Origin of the sequence: Aquabacterium sp., assembly GCF_029946005.1 — a bacterium.
Lineage (GTDB): Bacteria > Pseudomonadota > Gammaproteobacteria > Burkholderiales > Burkholderiaceae_C > Aquabacterium.
The window spans coordinates 36,031-61,225 of record NZ_JAQSDR010000040.1; the positions used below are offsets into that span (position 1 = coordinate 36,031).

20 protein-coding genes and 1 tRNA gene are annotated in these 25,195 nt (G+C 62.6%); 6 read left to right on the plus strand and 15 right to left on the minus strand.

The annotated features are described in order from the left end of the window. Window positions 1-81: 81 nt before the first annotated feature. The 9 genes from glgA to PSV38_RS19610 all read right to left on the minus strand — a co-directional run bounded on the left by glgA (window position 82) and on the right by PSV38_RS19610 (window position 14,583). Complete coding sequence (glgA, locus tag PSV38_RS19570; protein ID WP_300550495.1) at window positions 82-1,524, minus strand: glycogen synthase GlgA; 1,443 nt, start codon at window positions 1,522-1,524, stop codon at window positions 82-84. Then, a complete protein-coding gene (locus PSV38_RS19575) occupies window positions 1,521-6,674 on the minus strand; it encodes a malto-oligosyltrehalose synthase (RefSeq protein ID WP_300550497.1) in 5,154 nt (1,717 codons plus the stop codon). The genes glgA and PSV38_RS19575 overlap by 4 nt, the downstream gene beginning before the upstream one ends. Further along, a complete protein-coding gene (gene treZ, locus PSV38_RS19580; protein WP_300550499.1) occupies window positions 6,674-8,551 on the minus strand; it encodes a malto-oligosyltrehalose trehalohydrolase in 1,878 nt (625 codons plus the stop codon). The genes PSV38_RS19575 and treZ overlap by 1 nt, the downstream gene beginning before the upstream one ends. After that, on the minus strand, window positions 8,548-10,704 hold the full coding sequence (gene glgX / locus PSV38_RS19585) for a glycogen debranching protein GlgX (protein WP_300550501.1): 2,157 nt from the start codon (window positions 10,702-10,704) through the stop codon (window positions 8,548-8,550). The genes treZ and glgX overlap by 4 nt, the downstream gene beginning before the upstream one ends. 3 nt (window positions 10,705-10,707) lie before the next feature. Then, window positions 10,708-11,961 (minus strand): glucose-1-phosphate adenylyltransferase, encoded by a 1,254-nt coding sequence (locus tag PSV38_RS19590; RefSeq protein ID WP_366526675.1) that lies wholly within the window; start codon window positions 11,959-11,961, stop codon window positions 10,708-10,710. A 297-nt stretch (window positions 11,962-12,258) separates the two neighbouring features. Further along, a complete protein-coding gene (locus PSV38_RS19595) occupies window positions 12,259-12,966 on the minus strand; it encodes an SDR family oxidoreductase (protein ID WP_300550503.1) in 708 nt (235 codons plus the stop codon). A 96-nt stretch (window positions 12,967-13,062) separates the two neighbouring features. Further along, entirely contained in the window at window positions 13,063-13,647 is a 585-nt protein-coding gene (locus tag PSV38_RS19600) for a TetR/AcrR family transcriptional regulator (protein WP_300550505.1), read from the minus strand. A gap of 71 nt (window positions 13,648-13,718) precedes the next feature. Then, a complete protein-coding gene (locus tag PSV38_RS19605) occupies window positions 13,719-14,303 on the minus strand; it encodes a DUF2239 family protein (RefSeq protein WP_300550507.1) in 585 nt (194 codons plus the stop codon). 67 nt (window positions 14,304-14,370) lie between these two features. Then, window positions 14,371-14,583: a hypothetical protein gene (locus PSV38_RS19610; protein WP_300550509.1), complete on the minus strand. Its 213-nt coding sequence runs from the start codon at window positions 14,581-14,583 to the stop codon at window positions 14,371-14,373. Window positions 14,584-14,745: 162 nt separating this feature from the next. On the opposite strand from PSV38_RS19610, the gene PSV38_RS19615 reads away from it, so the two are divergent. The 3 genes from PSV38_RS19615 to PSV38_RS19625 are packed head-to-tail and all read left to right on the plus strand — an operon-like array spanning window position 14,746 to window position 16,662. After that, window positions 14,746-15,102, plus strand: coding sequence for a YciI family protein (locus tag PSV38_RS19615; RefSeq protein ID WP_300550511.1), 357 nt, complete (start codon window positions 14,746-14,748; stop codon window positions 15,100-15,102). Window positions 15,103-15,130: 28 nt separating this feature from the next. Further along, on the plus strand, window positions 15,131-15,376 hold the full coding sequence (locus tag PSV38_RS19620) for a hypothetical protein (RefSeq protein WP_300550513.1): 246 nt from the start codon (window positions 15,131-15,133) through the stop codon (window positions 15,374-15,376). Then, window positions 15,376-16,662 carry an RNA polymerase sigma factor gene (locus PSV38_RS19625; RefSeq protein ID WP_300550515.1) on the plus strand — a complete coding sequence of 429 codons (1,287 nt, stop codon included), beginning with the start codon at window positions 15,376-15,378 and terminating at the stop codon, window positions 16,660-16,662. The genes PSV38_RS19620 and PSV38_RS19625 overlap by 1 nt, the downstream gene beginning before the upstream one ends. Window positions 16,663-16,688: 26 nt before the next feature. Here PSV38_RS19625 and PSV38_RS19630 read toward each other — a convergent pair whose 3' ends face one another. Next, window positions 16,689-17,630 carry a pyridoxamine 5'-phosphate oxidase family protein gene (locus tag PSV38_RS19630; RefSeq protein WP_300550517.1) on the minus strand — a complete coding sequence of 314 codons (942 nt, stop codon included), beginning with the start codon at window positions 17,628-17,630 and terminating at the stop codon, window positions 16,689-16,691. Next, the gene (locus PSV38_RS19635; protein WP_300550519.1) at window positions 17,627-18,250 is read right to left on the minus strand and encodes a glutathione S-transferase family protein; all 624 of its coding nucleotides are present in this window, start codon (window positions 18,248-18,250) and stop codon (window positions 17,627-17,629) included. Before PSV38_RS19635 ends, PSV38_RS19630 begins: the two co-directional genes overlap by 4 nt. Window positions 18,251-18,358: 108 nt before the next feature. On the opposite strand from PSV38_RS19635, the gene PSV38_RS19640 reads away from it, so the two are divergent. After that, window positions 18,359-19,300 carry a LysR family transcriptional regulator gene (locus tag PSV38_RS19640; protein WP_300550521.1) on the plus strand — a complete coding sequence of 314 codons (942 nt, stop codon included), beginning with the start codon at window positions 18,359-18,361 and terminating at the stop codon, window positions 19,298-19,300. On the opposite strand, the gene PSV38_RS19645 is transcribed toward PSV38_RS19640, so the two are convergent. Then, window positions 19,269-20,075, minus strand: coding sequence for an EcsC family protein (locus PSV38_RS19645; protein ID WP_300550523.1), 807 nt, complete (start codon window positions 20,073-20,075; stop codon window positions 19,269-19,271). The two genes, PSV38_RS19640 and PSV38_RS19645, sit on opposite strands and share 32 nt — an antisense overlap. Before the next feature lie 92 nt (window positions 20,076-20,167). On the opposite strand from PSV38_RS19645, the gene PSV38_RS19650 reads away from it, so the two are divergent. Beyond that, window positions 20,168-20,527: a DUF2845 domain-containing protein gene (locus PSV38_RS19650; RefSeq protein WP_300550525.1), complete on the plus strand. Its 360-nt coding sequence runs from the start codon at window positions 20,168-20,170 to the stop codon at window positions 20,525-20,527. Here the strand turns inward: PSV38_RS19650 and norR are convergent. After that, on the minus strand, window positions 20,506-22,035 hold the full coding sequence (gene norR / locus PSV38_RS19655) for a nitric oxide reductase transcriptional regulator NorR (RefSeq protein ID WP_300550527.1): 1,530 nt from the start codon (window positions 22,033-22,035) through the stop codon (window positions 20,506-20,508). The two genes, PSV38_RS19650 and norR, sit on opposite strands and share 22 nt — an antisense overlap. A 163-nt stretch (window positions 22,036-22,198) precedes the next feature. Here norR and hmpA point away from each other — a divergent pair, with 163 nt between their 5' ends. Continuing rightward, on the plus strand, window positions 22,199-23,374 hold the full coding sequence (hmpA, locus tag PSV38_RS19660) for an NO-inducible flavohemoprotein (protein ID WP_300550529.1): 1,176 nt from the start codon (window positions 22,199-22,201) through the stop codon (window positions 23,372-23,374). Window positions 23,375-23,722: 348 nt separating this feature from the next. Here the strand turns inward: hmpA and PSV38_RS19665 are convergent. Together PSV38_RS19665 and PSV38_RS19670 are read right to left on the minus strand one after the other, a co-directional pair. After that, window positions 23,723-23,813 (minus strand) — tRNA-Ser (locus PSV38_RS19665). A 73-nt stretch (window positions 23,814-23,886) separates the two neighbouring features. Further along, the gene (locus PSV38_RS19670; RefSeq protein WP_300550531.1) at window positions 23,887-25,146 is read right to left on the minus strand and encodes an aspartate kinase; all 1,260 of its coding nucleotides are present in this window, start codon (window positions 25,144-25,146) and stop codon (window positions 23,887-23,889) included. Window positions 25,147-25,195: the final 49 nt, after the last annotated feature.

Sequence of the window (25,195 nt, forward strand, 5' to 3'; positions counted from 1 at the left end):
TCATCATTAAAAATGGCTGTGGCTTTCACGCTTCTTTCGTGTGGCAGTGGGCGATGTGTGTTGGGCGCAACGGCGCCACGCTCAGATGCCTCTCAAGCGTAATTCCCGGTAGACGGATTCGTAACGTACAGCGCTGCCAGACCAGTCCAGCGACTGAGCCATGCCGACCTGAATCAGGCGATCCCAGGCTGCGGGATCCCTGTAGCGACCAAAGGCCCGCCTCAAGGCAGCGATCAGCGCTTCGGCGGTGGGGTTTTTAAAAACGAAGCCGGTGACTTCGTCCACCACGGAATCGGCCAGCCCACCCGTGGCGTGAACGATGGGCGGTGTGCCGTAAACCAGGCTGTACAGCTGATTCAGGCCACAGGGCTCGAAACGGGACGGCATCAGAAAGCAGTCCGCACCGGCCTCGATCAGGTGGGCCAGGGTTTCGTCAAACCCGATGCTCACGTGGACGCGCCCAGGGTGCTGCTGCGCCATCAAGCGCAGTGCGCTTTCCAGGTCAGTGTCGCCTGCGCCCAGCATGACCAGTTGGCCGCCCTGCGCGATGATCTCTGGCACCGCGTGCATGATCAGATCGCTGCCTTTCTGGGCTGTCAAACGGCTGACCACGCCGAACAGCATCGCCTGCGGATCAAGATTGAGGTGGCAACGCACCTGCAGCGCCGCCTTGTTGGCTCGCTTGCCAGCTTGCACGGTCGAGGCGTCATAACGATGCGGGATGAAGGTGTCCACGTCCGGATTCCATACCCCGGTGTCGATGCCATTGAGGATGCCGTGCAGGTGGTCGACGTGGTCACGCAGCACACCTTGCAGCCCAAAGCCCAGTGGCTCTTCCTGGATTTCGCGGGCATAGGTCGGGCTGACCGTGGTGATGGCATCGGCGAATTGCAAGCCCCCCTTCATGAAGGACAGTTGCGACCAATACTCGAGGCCGCTGACCGACAGCCATTCATCGGGCAGGTCCAGCTTGGCGGCCTCGCTCGCGGGGAACAGGCCCTGGAAAGCCAGGTTGTGGATGGTCATGACGCTGGCGGCCCTGCCTGGCAGACGACTCAAGTAGGCAGGCGCCAGGCCCGTGGTCCAGTCGTTGCAATGAACGATGTCGGCCTGCCATCCCGGCACGGGGCTGAGGTCGCTGCCCAGTCGGGCTGCCACCTGGCTGAGCCAGCCAAAGCGGACGGCGTTGGTGGCGTGGTCCTGGCCGCGTTCATCCTGGTAGGGGCCGCCCGCCAGGTCATACAGTGGCGGGCAATCCAGCAGCCACAGCGAGAAGCCAGCGTTTTGCTGGACGGATGGTGCGGCCTGCACCACGCGTGCAGCGGGCCACACGCCTTGAGCCGGGATGTCGGCCAGTACCTCCCCTTGGGCCGACAAATCCCGCAAGCTTCGGTAGGCGGGCATGAGCACTTTGACGTCATGGCCCAGTTCGCCAAGGGCTTTGGGGAGGGCCGCCGACACCTCCCCCAGGCCACCCGTCTTGACCCAGGGCGCGCACTCGGGGGTGACAAACAAGATCTTCATGGCTGGTTCGCTGAAGGCTCGGCAGGGACCAGCACAGCGGCTGGCCAATGCCTCAACAGGTCGGACAAGGCCAGGCCACCCGCCGGTCCGTCACTCACCGTCAACATCCGCCCTGTCAGCACATCTCGCCATCGACCAGGCGAATCAACAGGCAAGCCCACACGCGTGTCACCCCAGCATCCGGGTCGGCGCAGGGCACCGTGATCACCCTGCGTCAAGGCATGCAACAAGCGGCTGCCAATGGTGATGCAATGCTGGCCTTCCCATGCCCTGGCGTAGGCCACCACGTGTGAGGCGGCCGTTCCCACCACGGGCAGCGCCTGGTAGGAGCCGCGGCTGAACAGCTCTGGGCAGCTAGCGCGCAACTGCAGCAGGCGCCAGGTGAACAGCATCTTGGGCCCCCCATCGCGCCAGTTCTGCATCAGGTCTTCAAGCGCCCACTCATCGGCTTGCCCGCCGGCGAACAGCGATTGAACCTGGGCGTGCCGAGCCCGCAGGGCTTTGAAATCCACCGGACGGCGGTTGTCGGGGTCCACCAGGCTGAAGTTCCAGGTCTCGCTGCCTTGGTAGAGGTCGGGCACGCCGGGGGCGGTCAACTTGAAAGCCACCAGGTTCAAGCTATTGAAGGCGCCAAAGGGGGCCACCTGATCCACCAAGGCCTGCAGATCCTTCAAGAAAGGATTGGGCTCCAGCTGCCCCAACAGGGCGTCAATGAAGCGCGCCAGGGCAGCCTCGTACGCCTGATTGGGATTGATCCAACTGGTCTGCTCCTTGGCCTCGCGCACGGCTTTGAGCATGTAAGCCTGAACGCGTTGGCACACATCGGCCAGAGCCTCGCTGTTGATGGGCTCCAGGGGCCACACGCCCACCAGGGTCTGGTACAGCAGGTACTCATCGTTGCGAGTGGGAGCGAGCACGCCTTCAATGCGGGTCGTGCGCTTGTGGTTCAGCGCCTGCCAGCGCTCGATGGCGCCTTGCCACACTTGCGGCATTTCCGACAGGACGTCGATGCGGGTGCGCACATCCTCAGAACGCTTGGTATCGTGGGTCGAGGTGGCCAGCATGTTGTGGGGCGTGAAGCGGGCCCGGTGCTGATTGGCTGCGTGGAAGGCGCTGACCGACAGGCCAAAGTGCCGCGGATCGCCCCCCACATCGTTGAGTGAAGCCAGGCGGTGGTATCGGTAGAACGCCGTGTCTTCCATGGACTTCGCCATCACCGGGGCGGTGAACTGCTGCCAACGGTAGACCAGATTCAGCATGGCCTGACGGCGCTCGGCATCGGGCTCGGTGGGCGCACCCAGCATGATGTCGCGCAGGTAGTCGATGACGCTCACCTCAGAGGCACGGCTGCGGCGTTTGGCACTGGCGATGGCCCAGTCGATGTGCTGCCGATCGGCGCTGCTGAAGCCTCGCTCGCCAATGTAGGTTCGGTACACCGGGAAGGCCGCGGCGACGGCGCGCAAGGCCACGCGCAATCGGTTGCGGGTGAAATCGCAGGTGCGGCGATCGCCCAGCGCGATGCGGTGCAGGGCCTCCGTCAGCACCTCCAGGTCACTGGACAACGAGGTAGCGATGACGTCGAGCTTGGCCTGGTGCAGCACATCGTCGAATCCCAATTTGTGGCCAATGAAATCGCTATAGAGGCGATCGAAGTCTTCCTCGTGATGGCCATCCACAAACAGCCCGTTGACGAGGTTGGAGAAGCGGTAGCCGGTGCCGCCATGCACAGGCCAGTCTGGCGGCAGGCGCTCGTGGTCGGCCAGGATCTTTTCCACGGCCACGAACAAGGCCTTAGGGGTTTCGTCGGGCTCATCCGCCGTCCGCATGAGGGCGATGTAGCGCGATTGCAGCTTGGTGAAGTAGCCTTGAGGGTCGCACAGGCCATCGGGGTGATCGACCCGCAGGCCCGCCACCTTGCGCGCTCGCAACCACTGGAAGATGGTTTGGTGCGTGGCCTCGAACACGGCGTCCCGCTCCATGCGCACGGAGGCCAGGGTGTTGATGTCGAAAAAGCGGCGGTAGTTGATGTCATCACCCGCCACCCGCCAAAAGGCCAGTCGGTAGGCCTGCTGCCTGATCAGCGCGTCCAGCAGGTCGAAGCTGGCCGCATCGCCGGGCGTGCCGTTCAGGCGACTCAGGCAAGCGTCCGCCCAGTGGCCCAGCCACTCGAAGCGGCTAGCCAGTTGGGCCAACCGCCGCTTGTGGATGCCCTTGTCCCGTTGCCGCACCGCACGCTGTGACGGTGCCCCATCACCTCGCAGCGGCAAGCTGGCCAAGGCATGCAGCAGTGACTGAACGATCTGGACCTCCTCGCTGACCGACTCATCGGTGGGCGTCGGAGCGGGCACCACGGCCAGAATGTCCGCGTAGTGGCGAGGGTCGATGGGGAAACGGTGGTCGTGGTAATGAATCCAGAACTCGCCAACCAGCGCATCGAAAGACAACTTGAGCTCGCCCGCCTCCAGCACCTTGCCATAGTGGTCACCCAGCACTGGTAGCAGCACCTGGCCCACCAGTTCAGGCGCAGGTGGGTTCCAGTCGATGTCAAAGGTCTCGGCATGCACCGAGGCGGGGCCGCTCTCCAGCACGTCCAGCCACCAGGCGTTGTCGGCCTCCAGCACACCCATGTGGTTGGGCACGATGTCAATCAACTGGTGCATGCCGTGGCGCAACAGGGTCGCGCAAAGCCGTTCAAAGTCGCCTTCGTCACCGATCTCGGGGTTCAGCGCGTTGTGGTCAACAACGTCGTAGCCGTGCGTACTGCCCGCGCGGGCCCGCAGGTAGGGCGAGGTGTACAAGTGGCTGATGCCCAGCGCATCCAGGTAGGGCACGATGTCCATGGCATCGCTGAAGCGAAAGTCCTTGTGCAGTTGCACGCGGTAGGTGGCACGGGGAATCACAGCCGTGGCCAGCGGCGGTAGTTCATCCAGGGGGGTGTGAGGCGCCACATCGCTGGGTCGCGCGCGCCGCAAAGCGGCTCCGATCGACAGCAGACGGGGATCGCTGGCCAGGCTTTCCAGCGTCACCCCCAACTTGCGCCGCCAGTTGGGAAACTGCGATTCGCTGGTGCCCGGGATGTTGACCTGGATGAGCTGCTGGGTGACATCCTCCAGCTGGACACCGACCAGCTGTGAGGGCGTGCGCCCCAGGAAGCTGTAAACGGCGTCTGTGAACGCTGGCGAGGTGTCATCCATCCCGGGTGGGTGGACGCTACCTTGAGGGATGACACCTTCTTGCGCCAAGGCCAACAGCAGTTGCGCCCGATCTTGCGCGCGGCCCACCACCTGCTGAGCCCGCACTTCTTCGCTGGGAAACAGGCCCAACTCGGTCCGCAGATCGACATCCTTGCCGTTCCAGAAACCACGCAATGTGGGCAGATCATGCGTGCTGACCACGGCCAGGGCATGAAGCGGCCAATCGGCAGGCGGCTTGAAGCGCCCATCGTGCGTGCGCTCAAAAAACAGCGGGCAGTAAGAGAGCAGGTATTGCTCACGCATCGCTTCGCGCATGGCGGGCGGAACGGTGCCCAGGTCTTCGCCGATGACGAGGCAACGGTGATGGTGGCTTTCGAGCGCCAGGATGCCCATCATCTCCTCGAAGGGGTAGCTCATGTAAGCGCCCGACTTGGCGCCATCCTCAGGGTGGATCCAGAACAGCCGCATCAAGGCCATCACATGGTCGATGCGCAAAGCCCCCGCGCAGCGCATGTTGGCGCGCAGGGTGTCGATGAAGGGCTGAAAATCCTGATCGCGCAAACGCGACGGGATCATCGGCGGCAAACCCCAATCCTGCCCAGCGAGGTTGTACTCTTCTGGCGGCGCACCAACGTGCAGGCTCATGGCATAGAGGTTTTGGCGGCTCCAGGTTTCGGCCCCACCTTCGTTCACGCCCACGGCCAGGTCACGGTATAGACCGATGGCCATGCCCAAGGACTCGGCCCGCGCCTGGGCCGATTGCAATTGCAGCTCGGCCTGCCATTGGAGGTACTCAAAGAATTCAACCTGCACCTCGTGCTCGCGCTCAAAGTCCGCCACGGCAAGCGATTCAGGGTCGCGGTAGGCCTGGGGCCACAGGGACCAACCCCAAACCGCCGAGTCTTGCGCGTGAAAGTGCGCCTGCAAAGTCTCGAACAAAGCCTGACGTCGCAACTCGCTGCCACGCTCTTTCTGAAAGGCCCTGAACGCACGGCCGCGGTGGGTATCGGCCGACAAGTGGCGCAAATGAAAGTGCTTGAAAAGCATCTCCAGCACTTCGAACTTGGCTGCCGCCACAGCTCGGTAGTTGACGATCTCGGGCTCACGCAAGGCCTGCAAGCGCTGCTGAAACAGCACGCTGTTGACCAGGTCAAGCGCAAAGCGGCACTCGGCGAAGTCCTGCACCGCCGTCACGTCGAGGTACAGCACATTGAGCGCGTTGCGGCTAGATGGGCTGTAGGGGCTTGCGCGCTCAGGCTCGTGCGGGAACAAGGCGTGCAAGGGGTTCACGCCCACGAACGAGGCGCCCTGCCCCGCCACGATCTCCAGCAGCCGCTTCAGGTCTGAAAAATCACCAATGCCCCAGTTGTCGTTGGAACGCAGGGCGTAAAGCTGAATGCTCGGCCCCCACAGCCGCTCACCTTGCCTCAGCACTTTGGGCTCGTGGCACCGCGTTGGGCAGACGATGACGCGCGTGCGCGCCATCTCGCCCGAAGACTGAGATGCCGACCTGAGGGTGAGCTGGTGGTACCCCAATGGCAGGGCCTGGGGTAGATCAATTTGCAGGTGGAGCGCTTCAGGGCAACCATCCTGCCGCGTGAACATCAGACCGCCAAAACGCTCGGCGTTCTCACACGCCAGTGTCCAGGTGTAGCGGCAGTCCGACTCAACCTGCGGCGCCTGCTTTGGCAGCGTGACGCTGATGCTCGCAGGCTGGCCTTGGCGCAGCACCAACACGGAAGGCATCAACCGATGCTGCTCCTTGGCTTTCAGTCCGGCCACGGTGCGCTGCGCTGCCTCGTCTGTCTCGGCATCCAGGTCCATGGCTTTCAGCAACTTGCGCAAAGAGGCTTCCGGCACCTCGTGGTCGTGCCCCCAGACGTCGTTGTAGCGCGTAGCCAGACCAAGGTGGGCGCACAGCGACTCCAAGCCTTCTCCCTTCGAGGTGTTGTTCATCAAGGTTCCGTCCGATCAATCCACCAACAACCCGCCCACGGCCCCAAGCCATCAGCCGCCACCTCGCCCACCACCATCAACGCGCCCGCCACTGGCAACGCTGGGACAGACACGGGCAAGCTCAAGCTCTGCGCTGAAAGGTTGAGCGCCATGTGCAACACAACGCCATCGCCAAACGCCCAGCGCACCTTCAGGCCCTTTTCGCCAATGCGCTCTGCCTGGTGTTCACCGTCGAGCACCGTGGGCAGGTAGGGCACGATCCACCGGCGACGCAAGGCCAGCAGTTCTCTGTAGAAGCTCAGCCACCGTTGTCCTTCTGGCTGGGCCGCAGCGATCCAATCCAGTTGGCTGCGAACAAAAGTCGCTTCATCGCAGGGATCGGGAATGCTTGCCCGACTCTCGGCGTTGGAGAACTGCGGAAACTGTGCGAACTCCCGGCGGCGACCTTCGGTCACGGCCTGGCGCAAGTCGCCGCTCCAGTCGCTGAAATACAGAAACGGCGTGACGGCACCAAACTCCTCGCCCATGAACAGCAGCGGTGGCGCGGGGTTCAGCAAGTGCGCGGCGGTGACCAGGCGCAGGGCCGACTCTTCGACCAGTTGAGCAAGGCGGTCGCCCATGGCGCGATTGCCCACCTGGTCGTGGTTCTGCAAGAAATTCACCATGTTCAGCAAAGGCTGGGGCGAGGTCGTTCGACGCCTTGGTTGAGCATGTGCCCAGTTGTGGGGGCCACCCTGCCAAACCAGGCCGTTGGTCAAGCTGGTGGCCAACTGTTCCATGGGATCGTCCGCATACTCGGCGTAATAGCCGTCGCGTTCGCCAGTCAACAGCACGTGCAAGGGATGATGGAAGTCGCCATTCCACTGCCCCTCGAACCGACCCGGTGTGGCGGGTTTGCCCAGGCGCGAGGCATCATTGCTGTCGTTCTCCAGTACCAGGTGAATGTGGCGCTGAGGCAGGGCCTGGCGCACCCGGACCGACAGCGCCGCCATGATGTCAAGGCGAGAGTCATCCAGCATGGCGTGCACGGCATCAAAGCGCAGACCATCGAATCGGTATTCGTCCACCCAGTACAAGGCGTTGTCGATGAAAAAGTCGCGCACCGTGGCGCTGCCCGGCCCGTCGAAGTTGATGGCGGCGCCCCAGGCCGTGTGGTGTTGAACAGAGAAGAATCCCGGCGCATAGCGCGGCAGGTAGTTGCCATCCGGCCCGAAGTGGTTGTAGACCACATCCAACATCACCATCAGCCCACAGCCATGGGCCGCGTCGATGAATCGCTTCAAATCGTCGGGCGTGCCATGGCTGCACTGGGGCGCGAAAAGCAGCACACCGTCATAGCCCCAGCCAAACCGGCCCGGGTAACTGGCTTGCGGCATCAACTGGATGGCGGTGATGCCCAGCCGGGCCAGTTCTGAAAGGTGTGCCTGTGCGGCGGCATACGTGCCTTCCGGCGTGAATGCGCCCACGTGCATCTCGTACATCACCGCTTCGTGCCAAGGCAAGCCTTGCCAAGCCTTTGAGTGTGTCCACTCAAAACCCATGGGATCAATGACCTCGCTGAAGCCGTGCACCCCATCGGGATTGCTTCGAGAAGCCGGGTCTGGCACATCGAGCTCACCATCAATGCGCCAGCGGTATCGGCTGCCCGCCGTGGCCTCCGGCACGTACAACTCATACCACTCTCGGGCGGGATCCTCATTGCCCCCGCAGGCGTTGCCATGGACCTCGATGAAACGCGCATCGCCGCCCTCGGCCACCTGGATCTTCAACACCAGTTCGATCCGCTGGGCAGCGGGCGCCCACAAGCGGAAATCAACGCCACCACCTTCGCGCACCTGCGCCCCAAAACGCATGGCGTGGGCATGTCGAGCGCTCATCCCGGAGCCTGCGTGAACACGACCATGGACCTGGCTGCCAAAGGATAGGCCTCGCCCGCCCGCCATGCCTGCTGCTCGGGCTGACCGTGGACATGGCTGGTGTCGAAACGCGCGGTCCAGTCCTTTTGCTCGTAATGCGGCGGCAGGGTGAACGGCACGTCCTCGTGGTGCCCGTTGATCAGCATCAGCAGCGTCTCGGCATTGGCGCGGCGGCCATGCTCGTCGTATTCCCCCGTGTGGCGGCCGCAGAACATGGATGCCACCGTGCGAGCCTCGGGCTCTTGCCACGCTTCGGTCGTCATCTCGCGGCCCTCGGCATCGAACCAGGTGACGTCGCGGTGGCCATCTTCGTCAATGTGGCCATCCAGGAAGTCGGTGCGACGCAGGCCAGGCTGGGCCTTGCGAAACTCGACCAGGCGCTGCACGTATGACAGCAAGCCCTGCTGATCGGGGGTGAGGTTCCAGTCGAACCAGCTGATCTCACTGTCCTGACAATAGCCATTGTTGTTGCCACCTTGCGTGCGTCCGACCTCATCGCCACCCAGCAACAAAGGCGTGCCTTGCGACAAAAACAAGGTCGTCAGCAGATTACGCTGCTGTTGCAGGCGCAAGGCCCGGATGGCCTCATCGTCACACTCGCCCTCCGCGCCGCAGTTCCAGCTGCGGTTGTGGCTTTCACCATCGCGGTTGTCTTCGCCGTTGGCTTCGTTGTGCTTGTCGTTGTAGCTGACCAGGTCCCGCAGGGTGAAGCCATCGTGCACAGTGATCAGGTTGACGCTGTCGGTCGGGCAACGCCCCCGTTGCTCATACAGGTCACTCGAACCGCACATGCGGCGCGACAACTCGGCCACCGTGTGCTCTTGCCCACGCCAGAAGTCGCGCACGGCATCGCGGTAAAGGCCATTCCACTCAACCCAGCCTGGTGGAAAACCACCCACCTGGTAGCCGTTGTCACCCAGGTCCCAAGGCTCGGCGATGAGCTTGACTTGCGACAGCACAGGGTCTTGCGCCAGCGCGGCAAAGAAACTGCTGTGGTGGTCAAAGTCTGATGCACTGCGGCCCAACGTGGTCGCCAGGTCAAAGCGAAAGCCATCCACGTGCATTTGCGTCACCCAGTAACGCAAGCTGTCCATGATCAGGCGCAGCACCACGGGGTGGTGGCTGTTCAGCGTGTTGCCGGTGCCGGTGTAATCCACGTAGTACCGTGAATCTTCGGGGCTCAGGCGGTAGTAGGTGGCGTTGTCAATGCCTTTGAAACACAGCGTGGGGCCCATGTGGTTGCCCTCGGCTGTGTGGTTGTAGACCACGTCCAGGATCACCTCCAGCCCGGCGGCGTGCACATCCTTGACCATCTGCTTGAACTCGTTGATCGAGCCCGTGGCGCTGTAGCGCATCTCGGGCGCGAAGAAGCCGATCGTGTTGTAGCCCCAGTAATTGCGCAAGCCGGCCTCAACCAGGCGCTGGTCATCAATGAAAGCGTGCACGGGCAGCAGTTCAATCGACGTCACCCCGAGTTTCTTCAAGTGATCCAACACGGGGGGCGAGGCCAGCCCGGCGTACGTGCCACGTTGGGCCTCAGGCACGTCGGGGTGCCGCTGGCTCAAGCCTTTGACATGAACCTCGTAGAAGATGGTGTCACGCCAAGACACCTTCGGTGGCTGGTCATCGCCCCAATCAAAGGAATCGTCCACCACTTGCGACTTGGGCATGCCTGGCGCACTGTCCTTGTTGTTTTGCGCCAGGTCTTCGTCAACCGTGTCCAACTCATAATCGTAGTGCGCTGGGGACCAGTCCACCGACCCGACGATGGCCTTGGCATAAGGATCTATCAGCAACTTGCTGGGATTGAACCGCTGCCCGTCCTCGGGCGAATGCGGGCCATGCACCCGATAGCCATACAGGGTGCCTGCCGGGCAACCCCGCACATAGCCATGCCACACATGGTGCAATTTGCGCGTTAACTCAAAGCGGCGAATCTCGCGGCCATCAAGCGCATGAAAACACAACTCCACCTTGTCCGCCGTGCTGGCATACAGTGCAAAGTTGGCACCGCCGCCATCCAGCGTGGCACCCAGCGGGTAAGCCTGGCCGGCTTCCAGGTGCCAAGTACGCGCGGCCTCTGCCACCCCATCTTTTCCGGATGATTTCTTCATTGTTCAAGCGTGCCGACTGGTGAGGTCGCGCTCCACAGGCACGGTGCCTGGAAAATAGCCTCGGGGCACAACCACCACCCCACCTTCGCTGACGTGGAAGCGTTGACGGTCCTTCTCCAGGTCGTACCCGATCAACTCGCCCGGCGGGATGTGGTTGTTCTGGTCAATGATGGCGCGCCTGATGCGCGCGCCAGTGCTGATCACCGAACGCTCCATCACGATGCAATGCTCCAACTGGGCATCGGGCTCAACGAGCACCGATCGACGCAGCATGGCATGGTCCAGTCTCGCACCATTGATCACGCTGCCCGAGCCCACCACCGAGCGGTTGATCATGCCCTTCTCGATCTGAGCCGATTCAGCCGAATCGTTGCTGGAGTAAATCGGCCACTGCGGGTTGCTCATCCGAAAATTCGGCTTGGCGCCCAAGGTGTCGAAGTGCGCCTCAAAATAGGCATCGATGGTGCCCACATCCCGCCAATACGCCGCTTCCTCATAGGGCTGAGTGCCTGGAATTTCATTGGTCGCAAAGTCATACGCCACCAGCTTGTGCGTTTTCATCATGCGCGGCAGGATGTGCTGGCCAAAATCACTCTCGCCCAACTCTTTGGCGCGTTTGAGTTCACGCAGCAGCACATCAGCCTTGAAGATGTAGTTGCCCATCGAGGCCAGCGCACGCCCAGGTCGGCCAGGCATCGACTTGGCAGTGGGCGGCTTTTCAATGAAATCAATCACGCGGTGCTCATCGTCGATCTCAACAATGCCAAAGGATGGGCTTTGCGAAACAGGCACCGGCAAGGTGGCGACACTCACATCAGCCTGGGTCTTCAAATGGAACTCGACCATCTGACGGACATCCATGCGGTAAATGTGGTCAGCCCCAAACACCGCCACCAAGTCGGGCTGGGCACTTTCAATCAGGTGAATGTTCTGGAAGATGGCATCGGCCGTGCCCTGGAACCACTCTCTGCCCGAGTGCATCTGGGGCGGCACCACGGTGATGAAGTGGTTGGGGATGAAGCGGCTCATGGTCCATGATTGACGCACATGCTCAATCAAGGACTGAGACTTGTACTGCACCAGCAAGTACACCGAGTAGATCTCGGAATTGACCAGGTTGCTGAGCACGAAGTCCACGATTCGATGCTTGCCATTGAACGGTACCGAAGGCTTGCAACGATCTGCTGTCAGCGAATGCAGGCGCGTGCCCTCGCCGCCCGCCATGACGAAAGCGAGCACGTTTTTGCCAGCAATCATGGCAGCCTCCGTCGGCTCAGCGTGGGATTTGCAGTCATGGACTGTCCTTGAATAGATCGATGCCTCATTTGGGCAAACGGCGTGCCCGTTCATCGATCGCTTCAGTTCTGGAAACTCAGGACCAGCGCGTGTAAACCTGTCGCAAAACCTTGTAAAAGCTGCGGGTCAAATCAGCCGACCGGTTGGGCCGGAGTTGACAGATCAGCACCGCCCTGATCGCCACTCCCAACACCGAGCCAATCTGCCGCCACCCCAAACATGAACACCTGGCGGTCTCTCCGTTTGGGCAGCATTAGCTCAGGCGTCGGCCGCAACCAAGTAGACGCCCGGCTCGGCAGACAAGCCCTGCTTGACCTGCTGCGTGACCTCATCGGCCAGCACCTCATCTGCCCCCGCTTCAAGCGCATCAAGCGTGCGCGCGGCGATCACACCCGGAGGCGTTTTGGGCGCATCAAAGCCACGCGCCATGTCGGTGTCGATGAAACCCACGTGCAGACCCAGCACCTGCGTCTTCTGTGGACGAAGCTCGTGGCGCAGGCCATTGGTCAGGCCCCAGGCGGCCGACTTGCTGGCGCTGTACACCCCCAGCACGGGCGCGTTGATCCAGCTGACCACCGACAGCACATTGATGATGCCGCCACCACCATTGGCCGCCAGCACGCTTGCAAAGGCCTGGCTTAAGCGCAAGGGGCCGAAGAAATTGGTCTCCATGTGCGCCCGAGCAGACTCCACGCTGTTGGGCGCAAGAAAACCGCCGGTGTTGGCTATGCCGGCGTTGTTGATCAACAGCGTGACATCGCCCAGCTCAGCCGCCACACGCGCCACATCGGCAGGATCAGTCACGTCCAGCTTCACGGGGATGACGCCGGGCAGCGTGACCGAGGCGGGATCGCGTGCCCCGGCGTACACCTTGCGAGCGCCACGGACCAGCGCCTCTTGGGCGAAAGCCAAGCCCAGGCCCCGGTTGGCACCGGTGATGAGAACCACAGCGTTATTGAGTTTCATGGTCATGAACTTCTGGTTAATTTATATGATGGTCATCATATTATTGGGTCAAAAAAAGCCATCATTCTGGACGGCGCGTTCAGGGAAACTGCAGTGTCAATCGGGCTGGTCGTGCTGAGCCAGCAAGCTTTGGCGATTGGCTTTGAGCAAGGCCTTGGCTTGCGCGTTGTTGCCCAGCGCACGGGCCAGCTGCAAGGCGCCCACCATGGTGCTGGCAATCACCATGGCCGCCTCGGCTTGGCTGCTGGCGGGCAATGTCTTCTTCACCAACTTGACCATGCCTTGCACTCGCAGCGCAGAGGCATCGCGGACTTCCGCGGCCTGGCGGGGCATTTCAGAGCAAAGCGCCGCCACGGGGCAGCCGTGCTCGGCGCCGGTCAGGTGGGCGTCAGACAGGTAGGACTCAACCAAGGCGCGGAACTCGCTGGCACCAGCTGCCTGGCGTTGGGCCATGCGGCGCGTCATGTTGGCCAAGCCATCTTGGCCTGCGCGCTCCAGGGCTTCAACCAACAAGGCATTGCGAGAAGCAAAGTGCGCATAGAAGCCACCGTGCGTGAGCCCGGCCTCTTTCATGATGTCGGCCACGCCCACACCTTGGTAACCGGCACGGCGGATGGCGCGTGCGGCGGCTTCAACAATGCGATCGTGGGTGGCCTCGCGGCGGCTTGGTTTGGCGTCCATGGCTGAATGTTAACCAATATTTATGACGATCATCATATTTCAAAAAGAGAGGCACGTGCTTTGGGTGGAGATCAAGGCCAAGCCAGCCGCTTAACGTAGAGGCAGATGTCCTCTGACCAATCGGTCACCAGATTGACAAAGCGCGTCGCATCGTCGGCAAACAGCGCACGGCTGGCTTCTTCAAAATGGGGCAAATTGCCCGCCAAGGCAGCCATTGCGCGGTAGGCCGCTTCTTGCGATTGCCGCTTACGTTCTTTCTCCGGCAAGGCACGCCGCGCTTCCTCAACCAATTTACGCAGGGCCACGGACGCCCCGCCCGGTTGCGCGTTGAGCCATTCCCAATGGCGGGGCAGCAAGGTCACCTCACGGGCGACCACACCCAGGCGGGGCCTGCCTCGGCCCCGCGGTTCGGCCATGGCCATCTCGGCGCCGACGGGCTGGGGGCTGAGCGCCGGGTCCAACCGTTGCAAGATGTCTTGATCCGAACCTCGCAAGTCCAGGTCAATCACGGTGCCGGTCGCGTCCCTGAATACCAGGACCGGATCAGGCGCATCACCGGCAGCTTTCACGGCCAGTGCGACTTGGTGAAGGGGGCCTGTGGCCAGCAGGCGATGCCCCATGAAGGCGGTGGCCAAAATCAGTGATGAATGCTCCATCCCCAAATATTACCCGGATAAAATTTACCCGTCAATTAAAACCGGGTAAATTAAATCGGGGCGGTCATCAAGAGAGCCAAGGGTGAAATCCCTGATCTTTAATGGCCATCAGCACAGCCTGCTCGGGCTGCGTGGTCACCACATCGACAAAGCCTTGCTGCAGGTCGAACTGCACCAACGCGGTCGGGTCGAGTTTTTGAATGGCCTGGGTCAGCCGCTGCACGCATTGCGGGCCCGCCAGATCGCGCACGTTCACATGGAATTCGGAACCGATGGTCATGGTCTTGCTCCTTTCAGTTGAGGTCGCCAAACGCTTTTGGCGTGATTGCACTTCCTTGTCAAACCATTCGGGGTGACCGTCAAGCCAAGGCCTGACAAAAAGTTGGGCGATATCATTTCCCCAAAATTTCGCTTCAATTCAAACCACCCTTCAGGACACAAGATGCCTTATATGTTGCTGGTTGTCGAGCCCGTTGATCAAAGGCTCTCTCGCACCGAAGCCGAAGGCCGCGAGGCCTACGCCAGCATGGTTCGCTTTGGAGCCAACCTGAAGGAGCGTGGTTTGTTGCTGTCCAGCGAGTCCTTGAAATCCCAGCACAATGCGGCGCGCGTTGAAGTGCGCGGAGGTACCAGCCGGGTGGTGGACGGCCCGTTTGCCGAGGCCAAAGAAATGATCGGCGGCTTTTTTTTGCTGGATTGTCAGACCCGCGACGAAGCCATCGCCATTGCCAAAGAATGCCCGGCGGCCGAATGGTGCACCGTCGAAGTGCGGGCGCTCGCGCCCTGCTACGAGACCTGAATCGATTTGACAAAGCGGAGAAAACACCATGAGCCCCCAGATATTCATCAACCTGGCCGTCAAGGACCTGGACAAGACCAAAGCGTTCTTCAGCAGCCTCGGATTCAGTTTTAACCAGCAGTTCACGAACGAGCCAGCGGTCGATGCGATGGTGGCCAAGGCGATTGCCGCCGAAGGCACGGTTTTCAAGGAAGCCAAGGACCATGGCTTCATGCACGAACATGGCGTCGAAGACTTGCACATGGACATGAGCACCGCCCCGGCCAAGTTCTGATGACGACGTCGGCCACGCACCGCGCGATCGAGGCGATTTGGCGCATCGAGTCGACCAAGATCATCGGCGGCGTGGCGCGCATGGTGCGCGACATCGGGCTGGCCGAGGAGTTGGCACACGACGCGCTCCTCACGGCTCTGGAGCTGTGGCCGTCAACCGGGGTGCCCGACAAGCCCGGCGCCTGGCTGATGACCACCGCCAAAAACCGCGCGCTGGACCGCCTGCGGCGCGCCAAGATGATCGAGGGCAAGCTGCGAGAGCTTGGCCACGACCTGGAAGCACAGGAGGCCCTGATCGTGCCTGACTTTGTGGACGCGCTGGACGCCGCCCGGGCCGATGAAATCGGCGACGACCTGCTGCGGCTGATCTTCACGGCCTGCCACCCTCTGCTGTCGACCGAGGCGCGTGCGGCCTTGACCTTGAAGCTGCTGGGCGGGCTGACCACCGAGGAGATCGCCCGCGCTTTCCTAGCTTCAGAGACCACGATCGCGCAACGCATCGTGCGGGCCAAACGCACGCTCACTGCGGCCAAGGTGCCCTTTGAGGTGCCGCGCGGCGAAGCGTTGGGGCAGCGCCTGGCATCGGTGCTGGAAGTGGTCTACCTGATCTTCAATGAGGGCTACACCGCCACCAGTGGCGAAGACTGGATGCGCCCAGCTTTGTGCGATGAGGCCTTGCGCCTGGGGCGCATGCTGGCCGAACTGGCACCTGGCGAACCCGAGGCGCATGGGCTGATCGCACTGATGGAACTGCAGGCCTCGCGTTCTGCGGCGCGGGTAGATGCCCTTGGCAAACCGGTGCTGCTGCTGGCTCAAGACCGCGCCCGTTGGGACCATTTGTTGATTCGCCGTGGCTTGACGGCCCTGGGACGCGCCGAAGCCTTGGCCGTGTCCTTGCCCCAACCCCTGGGTGCCTACACCTTGCAGGCCTCGATTGCCGCTTGCCATAGCCGGGCGTGCACCGGCGATGAAACCGACTGGCCCCGCATCGCGGCTTTGTACGATGCGCTGGCCCAGGTCCTGCCCTCGCCGGTCGTGGCATTGAACCGCGCGGTGGCCGTGGGCATGGCCTTTGGGTCGGCCGCGGGGCTGCAGATGGTGGACGACCTGCGCGAATCCCCCTCGCTGAAAAACTACCAGTGGCTGCCCAGCGTGCGCGGCGACCTGCTGGCCAAACTGGGCCGGATTGAAGAGGCCCGCACTGAGTTTGAACGCGCGGCGGAGATGGCGGGCAATGCGCGTGAACGCGAGTTGCTGCTGGCGCGGGCGCGTGGACTGGGTGCTTGAGGCCGCGATGGCGGCCTCAAGCGCATTCAGCCGCCTTCCTCCCAGGCCAGCGGCCACCCACGTTCATGCAGGCGCCCTTGCGTGATGCGGATGCGCAGCAGGCGCAGTGCACCCTTGTGCTCGGCCTGTTCCGGGCTGTCGTGATCGACATGGGCCCACCCTTGCAACCACAACAGCGCGCCACTGGCAAAGTCGATGAACAACAGGCCCACCTTGGGATTGCTCACGATGTTACCCAGGGTGTTGAACATGAAGTTGCCGGTGTAGTCGGGCACGGTCAAGCAGGTGCCCTCGGCTTCTTCGCGCACCTTGACGAAGCCCGGCGGCCCACCTCGGTGCGACACATCCACCCCTTCACTGCTGGCCATGTCGCTGCCGCCCGCGTGCAGCGAAGCCGAGGCGATGAAAAAGGTATCGGCCTTTTGAATAATGGCCATGGCCTGCGGCGACAGGTCGAGGCCTTCTGCATGCACCTGAGGGGCCTCCTTGGGCCAGCCATCTCCACCCATCCACACCGCGCGGCGCGGCTGGATGTACTTGGGGCAATTGCCAAAGCTCTGCCGCACCGCCACCAAGGCCCCCGCCTCGCCCACCTGGGTCAACACCCCATTCATCCGATTGCGCCGGCGGGTGTGCGGCTGGATGCCCAGCAAACCCAGGGGCGCCCCAGCGTGCCAACTCGGCGCCAGAGGATCGTCGGCCAGCAACTCGGCATTCAAACGCAGCACCTGCGGATCGGGCGAATCCATGAACCCCGGCGGGCCTGCCATCACAGTGGCCCACGGATGCCCCTGCGCGTCCAGCGCCCCGATCACGACGAAGGGCAAGGCCGCGAAGAAATCGCGGTGCTGGTCGGGCATGTGGTCCCGGATGACCTGGCGTCCACGCGCTTCCATCACATCGCGAACACCCACCAGGCTTTGCATGGCCCGCTCGCCAGCATGAAAGGGCGAAGGGCTGGCGTTCATGTCGGCTTCTTGAAGGGCTGGGTTGACGGCATGGGCACGAAACCTGGCAAGGATTCCAACTCGGACAACCAGCGCCGCACGTGCGGGTATGCCTCCAGCGACATACCGCCTTCCGGCGCGCGCACCGTGTAGCTGTAAAGGGCGATGTCGGCCACGGTGGGGTGCTGCTCCGAGGCCAGGAAACGCTGACCAGACAGATGCTGGTCCATCACGCGCAGCAATTGCACCGCCGTGTCGATCACCGTTTGGTCGGGCGTGCCGCCAGTCAGGCAGATCCAGCGCGCGCGGGCCGCGCCTTGCGCCAGCTGCCCTGCCGCCACGCTCAGCCAACGCTGCACCCGCGCGATCTGCACTGGCGACTCGGGCCACCACTGCCGCGACGGGTCGTGCTTCAACGCCAGGTAGATGTTGATGGCATTGCTGTCGGACAGGATCACGTCGCCATCCTCCAGCACCGGCACCTGGCCAAATGCGTTCAGGGCCAGGAATGGCTCGCTTTTGTGCTCGCCTTTGAGCATGTTGACCGGCACCGTCTCGAAGGGCAAACCCAGCAGTGACAGGAACAGGCGCACCCGGTGGGCGTGCCCGGACAAGGCAAAGTCGTGCAATCGAATGGACATGGTGGAGGCTCCTTGGTTGAACAGTGACCTCACCTTATTCCCACCAGGGATTGCTGTGAATCCTCATGTGCAGAAAATCATCGTTGCAAATTACGCAACAATGAAGCCATGGACCAACTTGAATCAATGCGGGTGTTCGTCGCCGTGGCCGATGCCCAGAGCTTCGCCGGCGCTGCCCGTTGGCTGAAATGCTCACCCGCGGCCGTCACCCGCGCCGTGGCCGCCCTGGAGGCCCACCTCGGCGCGCGCCTGCTGCACCGGACCACCCGCAGCCTGCGCCTGAGCGAGGCCGGCGAGCGCTACGTGGCCGAATGCCGCCGCATCCTGGGCCAACTGAACGAGGCCGATGCCGTGGCCAGCGGTGCGCACGTCGAACCGCAGGGCTACCTCACGGTGACGGCGCCAGTGCTGTTCGGCCGCATCCACATCGCGCCGCTGATGCTGGACTTCCTCAAGGCGCACCCGCGTGTGCAGGCCAAAGCCTTTTTCGTGGACCGCGTGGTGCACCTGATCGACGAAGGCATGGACGTGGCCTTGCGCATCGCGCACCTGCCCGACTCGTCCCTGAGCGCGGTCAAAGTGGGCACCGTGCGGCGTGTGGTGGTCGCCTCGCCCGATTACCTGGCCCAGCATGGCGAGCCTCTGACACCCGACGAGCTGGGCCAGCACGACGCCATTGGCATCTCGACCTCCGGCGGGCCCTTCACGCCCTGGCAATTCGCCCGCCCAGATGATCCCAAGCGCGAACTGCGCCCCGCGCCCTCACCCCGGGTGCAATGCACGGTCAACGGCAGCGAGGTCGGCATCCTGGCCGCACGGGCCGGCCATGGGCTGGCGCGGGCCATCTCCTACCAGGTGGCCGAGCATGTGGCCTCAGGCCATCTGCGCATCGTGCTGGCGGCTTACGAGCCAGCCCCCGTGCCTGTGCACCTGGTGCACCCTGAGGGCCGGCATGCCGCCGCCAAGGTGCGCGCTTTCATCGACTTCGCGGTGGCGCGGCTGCGCGCTCACCCCGCGCTCAACGATGTGGATCCGTCCCGCTCACCGTGATGCCGACGTACGCCACCCTCACCTCTTCCACACCGTGCACTCGCTCCAGCCGCCGCACGATGAAATGCCCCCGCGCCATGCACTGAAAGTGCTCCATGAACAAGGTGTTGATCACCGCGCCACCCACAGCCCCCACGATGGGCACGGCCTGCGCCATCACTTTCTCAGACACGTTCACTGAAAAGCGCGACGCCACCTGTGCGATGAGCTGAACCATCGCCGTCCCCTTGCGCTGGACCAGGCCTTTTTGCGCCACCTGCCGGGCAGCCTCAGACACCGCCTGGGCCATGGCCGCGCGGGCGGCAAAGTAGCCGGTCTCGGCCGCATCGTCTTGGTGAGATCGGCCACCCAGTGCCAACACCTGCACGCACTCCAGCTGAGACTCGGGCGTGCTCAGATCTTCGCCTTCACTGCGAGCCACATCGGCGATTGAGCGCAACATGATCGTCGTCGACACCGGCAATTCAATCAGCAAGGTGGACAGGCCAAACGCGCCACCAACAGCGCCACTGGCCCCCACCGCCAGCTTGTGCCAACCGTTGGACGAATGGTTGGATGGCAAGCTGTTCATGGTGCTCAAGGCCACGTCCATGGCCTTGGCAATGGCCTTGCTGGCAGCCTCGTTGACCATCGCGCCCCACTTTTTGGGCAGCATGCCGAAACCTTTTTCAAGCGGCGTGCCCAGCACATCACTGATCCTGGCCACCAAGCCTGGGTTTTCAAGCAGCGCCTTGGCTTTACGAAGGTGGCCCATGTCGGCAGATGAAAGTGGCATGTTGTGGTCCTCAGGTTGGATCTTCATCAGCAAATGATGCGCCCACGCCAGGCCATCCGCAGGGCCAAGTGAAAAAAGGTATTCTGCGGACCATGCGTGAACGACGTGCCCACCATCACCTTGCTCTGATCGCGACCACCATCGCGGCCCTGCAGGGCGCGTCCGCCAACGCAGAGTCACTGCGCTGCAACGGCAACATCGCCGCCGAAGGCGATTCCCGCATGTCCGTTTTGTACAAATGCGGCCAGCCTGTGCTCACCGACAGCTTCTGCGCGCCTGTCTACTACGCCCCCTCGCTGATGCCCGTGCCCCAACCCTTTGCCAGCGTGGTCATCCCATGTCAGCAAGTCGAGGAATGGCTTTACGACCGGGGCGATGGCAACCTCATGGCCACGGTGCGCTTCAGGTCCGGGGTGGTGCAATCCATCACCTACGGCCGCTCCCCACGCTGACCCATCCCCAACCGCACGGCCAGACGGTGAAAATTGCTGCGATCCATGCCCGCTTCGCGCGCGGCGGCGGCCATGGCGCCGTCATGCTTGGTCAAAACCGCTTCGATCCACCGACGCTGAAAAGCGTCCGTGGCAGCACGCAGCCCCTCCCCGTCAACCATCTCCAAAGGCGGTAGAGCTTCGGCACCTGACGCCATCGGCGGCGTGAAATTACGGCCCGACTCGCCCAAGTCAAGGTGAGCCGGCTCGATGGCCACCCACCTCGCGGCCCGCCCTTGCTCGGACAAGGCACGCAGCGCGGCCCGATTGATCAGATGCTCCAACTCTCGAACATTGCCAGGCCAGTCATAGGCCAGCAGCGCCGCCTTGGCCTGCGGCGACAAGCGCAGGTTTCGCGCACCCAAGCGGTGCTGGTTTTCCTCCAGAAAACCGCCGGCCAAGGTCAGCACATCGCGGCCACGCTCGCGCAATGGCGGCACCAACAAGGGATACACGGACAAGCGGTGGTACAGATCAGCCCGAAAACGTCCTTGCGCCACCTCCTGCTTCAGATCGCGGTTGGTCGCGGCCACCACCCTCACGTCCACCCGCAACGCCTTGTCGCTGCCCGGCCGCTGCAACTCCCCACTTTGCAGCACGCGCAACAATTTGGCCTGCACAGACGGCGACAACTCGCCCACCTCGTCTAGAAACAGGGTGCCGCCATCGGCCAGTTCGAACTTGCCCACCCGGTCCTGCACAGCGCCGGTGAATGCGCCCCGCTTGTGCCCGAACAACTCGCTGTCGGCCAGGTTCTCGGGCAGGGCCGCGCAGTTGAGCTGAATCAGTGGGCGATCCCGCCGCGCCGATTGGGCGTGCAATTGCTGCGCCACCAACTCCTTGCCCACACCGGTCTCACCCAGAATCAGCACGGTCAGATCTGAAGACGCGACGATGTTGATTTCGCCCAGCAGCTGCTGCAAGGGCGGGCTGTGGCCCAGCAAGCGCCGGGGCTGTTGACCAGTTTGCAGCAAGGCCCGCGACACGGCTTGCTCGCGTTCAGCGCGCTCGGCCAGCGCCCCCATGGTGTTCTGCTTTTCGATGCTGTCTTCAAACAGGGCGGTCAAGGCTCGCAGCTGTTCAGGCGACACATTGGCCAGCGCCCCAGGGGTCAAGGCGTCCAGCGTGATCAGCCCCCACACGCGACCGTCTAACACCACAGGCGCGCCCATGCAGTCGTGCACTGGCAGGATGTCCGGGTGGCCTGCCACCAGCCCATCGTAGGGGTCGGGCAGATGGCAATCGGATGGAAAACGCAGGCCCTGCCCGCTTGAAAGCAATTGCGCCAACCTGGGATGCTGCGCCACGGCGAAGCGTCGGCCCAAGGTGTCTTCGCTCAAGCCATCAATGGCCACCGGCACCAATGCATCGCCTTCCAAGCGAAGCAAGGCTGCCGCATCGCACTGGACCAGGCTCCGTGCCGCTGCCAGAAGGCGCCGATAAGGGGGCTCCGAGTTTTGATTGGTCAATTCGACAACACTAACGTCATTAAGACAACAACTCTCATGCTGTCATTTTAACAACAAGATACCAATTACGTTTGAGATCAAGCACTTGCGAGCGGCATAGGCCTGGCACGGTAATTGGATTGAACCTTTCAGACATTCAACCAAGCACCTCAGGAGCCCATCCGTGTTTTCAGCCCAGACCATTGCCCTCATCAAGGCCACCGTGCCCGTGCTTCAGCAACATGGCGAAGCCATCACCACGCACTTTTATCAGTTGATGCTGCGTGAGCACCCCGAACTCAAGGCCTTCTTCAACGAGGCCCACCAAGCCCACGGCACGCAAGCCCGTGCACTGGCCGGCGCCGTGCTGGCCTATGCCGCCAACATCGATCGCTTGGAAGCCCTGGCGGGCGCCTTGCCGCGCATCATTCAGAAGCACGTGTCCCTGGGCGTCGAGGCCCAGCACTACCCCATCGTGGGCCAATGCCTGCTGCGCGCCATCAAGGAAGTCCTGGGCGATGCGGCCACTGACGACATCATTGCCGCCTGGGGTGAGGCCTACACGGCCTTGGCCAACATCCTGATCGCCGCCGAAGAACAGGTTTACCAAGACAACGCCGCCAAGTCAGGCGGATGGCGTGGCACGCGCGCCTTCAAGGTCGCACGCAAGGAGCCCGAGAGCGACCTGATCACCTCCTTCTACCTGGAGCCCAGCGATGGTGGGCCGTTGCCTGCCTTCCAACCGGGCCAGTACCTGACGTTGGTGCTCAATGTGAACGGGCAGGAACTGCGACGCAACTATTCGCTGTCTGACGCGCCAGGCAAGCCGTGGCTGCGCATCAGCGTCAAGCGCGAAGCTGGTGGGCTGGCGTCCAACTGGCTGCACGATGACGTGCAAGTTGGCCAGGAACTGCGGGTGCAGGCCCCCGCCGGTGACTTTGTGCTGGACGGAGCGACACGGCCGCTGGTGCTCGTCACCGGTGGCGTGGGCATCACGCCCGCCATGAGCATGCTGGAAGCCAGTGCCGCCTCCGGCCGTCCCATCCACTTCATTCATGCGGCCCGCCACGGCGGCGTGCATGCCTTCCGCGACCGGGTGGAAGAGCTGGCAGCCCAGCATGCCAACGTCAGTGCCACCTATGTCTACGAGCAACCGCGCGACACCGAGTTGCCGCACACCGTTGGCAGAGTGAACCAGGATCTGCTGGGCCAACACTTGCCGGCCGACCGGGACGTGGACGTGTACTTCATCGGCCCAAAGCCCTTCATGCAGGCCATCTACCAGATCGGCCGAGACCTCGGCGTGCAATCCAACCGACTGCGGTACGAGTTTTTTGGACCGATGGAAGCCATCGCCTGATCGTTCGGGCTCGGCCATGACCGGCCGGGGCGCCGAATCGCTGGCACAAAGCATGCATCTCGCTTGGCCCCGGGAGACCTGCTTTGAACAGTCAACGCGAACGGCGCTTACAGCCCCAGCCACTGCAAAATGCCCTCGACCGGATTCAGATCACCCGGGTGAAGACCCGCGTGCCCATGAACCGTGCGGAGCAGAGAGTGGCGCTGCTGATCTGGGTTTGTTCGATCTGCACTGCCTTGCTGGCAGTCTCTGAAATATGCTCGGCGCTTCACGTAGCATTGCAGTGAGTCACACGATGCGCCAAAGAAAAACCCCCTGAGAGCAAGCTAACAGGGGGCATTCTGTTTTTGGCGGAGATGGAGGGATTCGAACCCTCGATACGCTTTTGGCGTATGCTCCCTTAGCAGGGGAGTACCTTCGACCACTCGGCCACATCTCCAGCACAGCTAGCATTATAGCCGTCAAAACGGCGCCAACCCTTGCTCTGCCGTCAAAACAACGGCACTTTCAATTCAAGCAGCGCGCGCTTCCTCTAGCCCAAAAGCCTTGTGCAAGGCCCGCACCGCCAACTCCATGTACTTCTCATCAATCACCACCGAGGTCTTGATCTCGCTGGTGGTGATCATCTGGATGTTGATGCTTTCTTCAGCCAGGCAGCGGAACATCGTTGCGGCGATACCCACGTGGCTGCGCATGCCAATGCCCACGATGCTGACCTTGCAAATCTTGGCATCACCCACCACCTGCAGCGCGCCAAGTGCGGGCACCACATTGGTTTGCAGCAATTCCATGGTTCGCGCGTAATCATTGCGGTGCACCGTGAATGAGAAGTCGGTCTTGCCATCGTGCGACACGTTCTGAATGATCACGTCCACGTCGATGTTGGCCTCGGCCACCTTGCCCAGGATCTGGTAGGCAATGCCGGGGGTGTCGGGCACGCCGACCACGGTGATTTTGGCTTCGTCGCGGTTGAAGGCGATGCCAGAGACAACGGCTTGTTCCATTTTTTCGTCTTCCTCAAAACTGATCAAGGTGCCCGATGCGGCTTCCACATCGAGGTCAATGTCCCAGGGCGTGAAGCTGGACAGCACGCGCAGGGGCACACGGTATTTGCCGGCGAATTCCACCGAACGGATCTGCAGCACCTTGGAGCCCAGGCTGGCCATCTCCAACATCTCTTCAAAGCTGATGCTGTTCAGGCGGCGCGCCTCGGGCACCACGCGCGGGTCGGTGGTGTAGACACCATCCACATCGGTGTAGATCAGGCACTCGTCGGCCTTCATGGCGGCGGCAATCGCCACGGCCGAGGTGTCCGAACCACCGCGACCCAGCGTGGTGATGTGCCCGTTGGGATCCATACCCTGGAAACCGGTGATAACCACCACTTTACCCGCCGCCAGGTCAGCCCGCACGCGCACGTCGTCGATGCTTTCGATGCGGGCCTTGCTGAAAGACGAATCGGTTTTGATGGGCACTTGCCAGCCGGCGTAGCTGACCGACTCCAGGCCTTCAGCCTGCAGTGCGATGGCCAGCAAGCCCACGGACACCTGTTCGCCCGTGGAGGCGATCATGTCGAGTTCGCGGGGGCTGGCGCGGTCGGAGATTTCCTTGGCCAGGCCGAGCAGGCGGTTGGTGTCGCCGCTCATGGCCGAGGGCACGACCACCAGTTGATGGCCAGCCCGAACCCACTTGGCCACGCGCTTGGCCACGTTGCGGATGCGCTCCGTGGAGCCCATCGACGTGCCGCCGTATTTGTGAACGATCAGTGCCATGTCAGGATGAAGTTGAAGGGTAACGATTACTTGGTCGAGCCTTCGATTT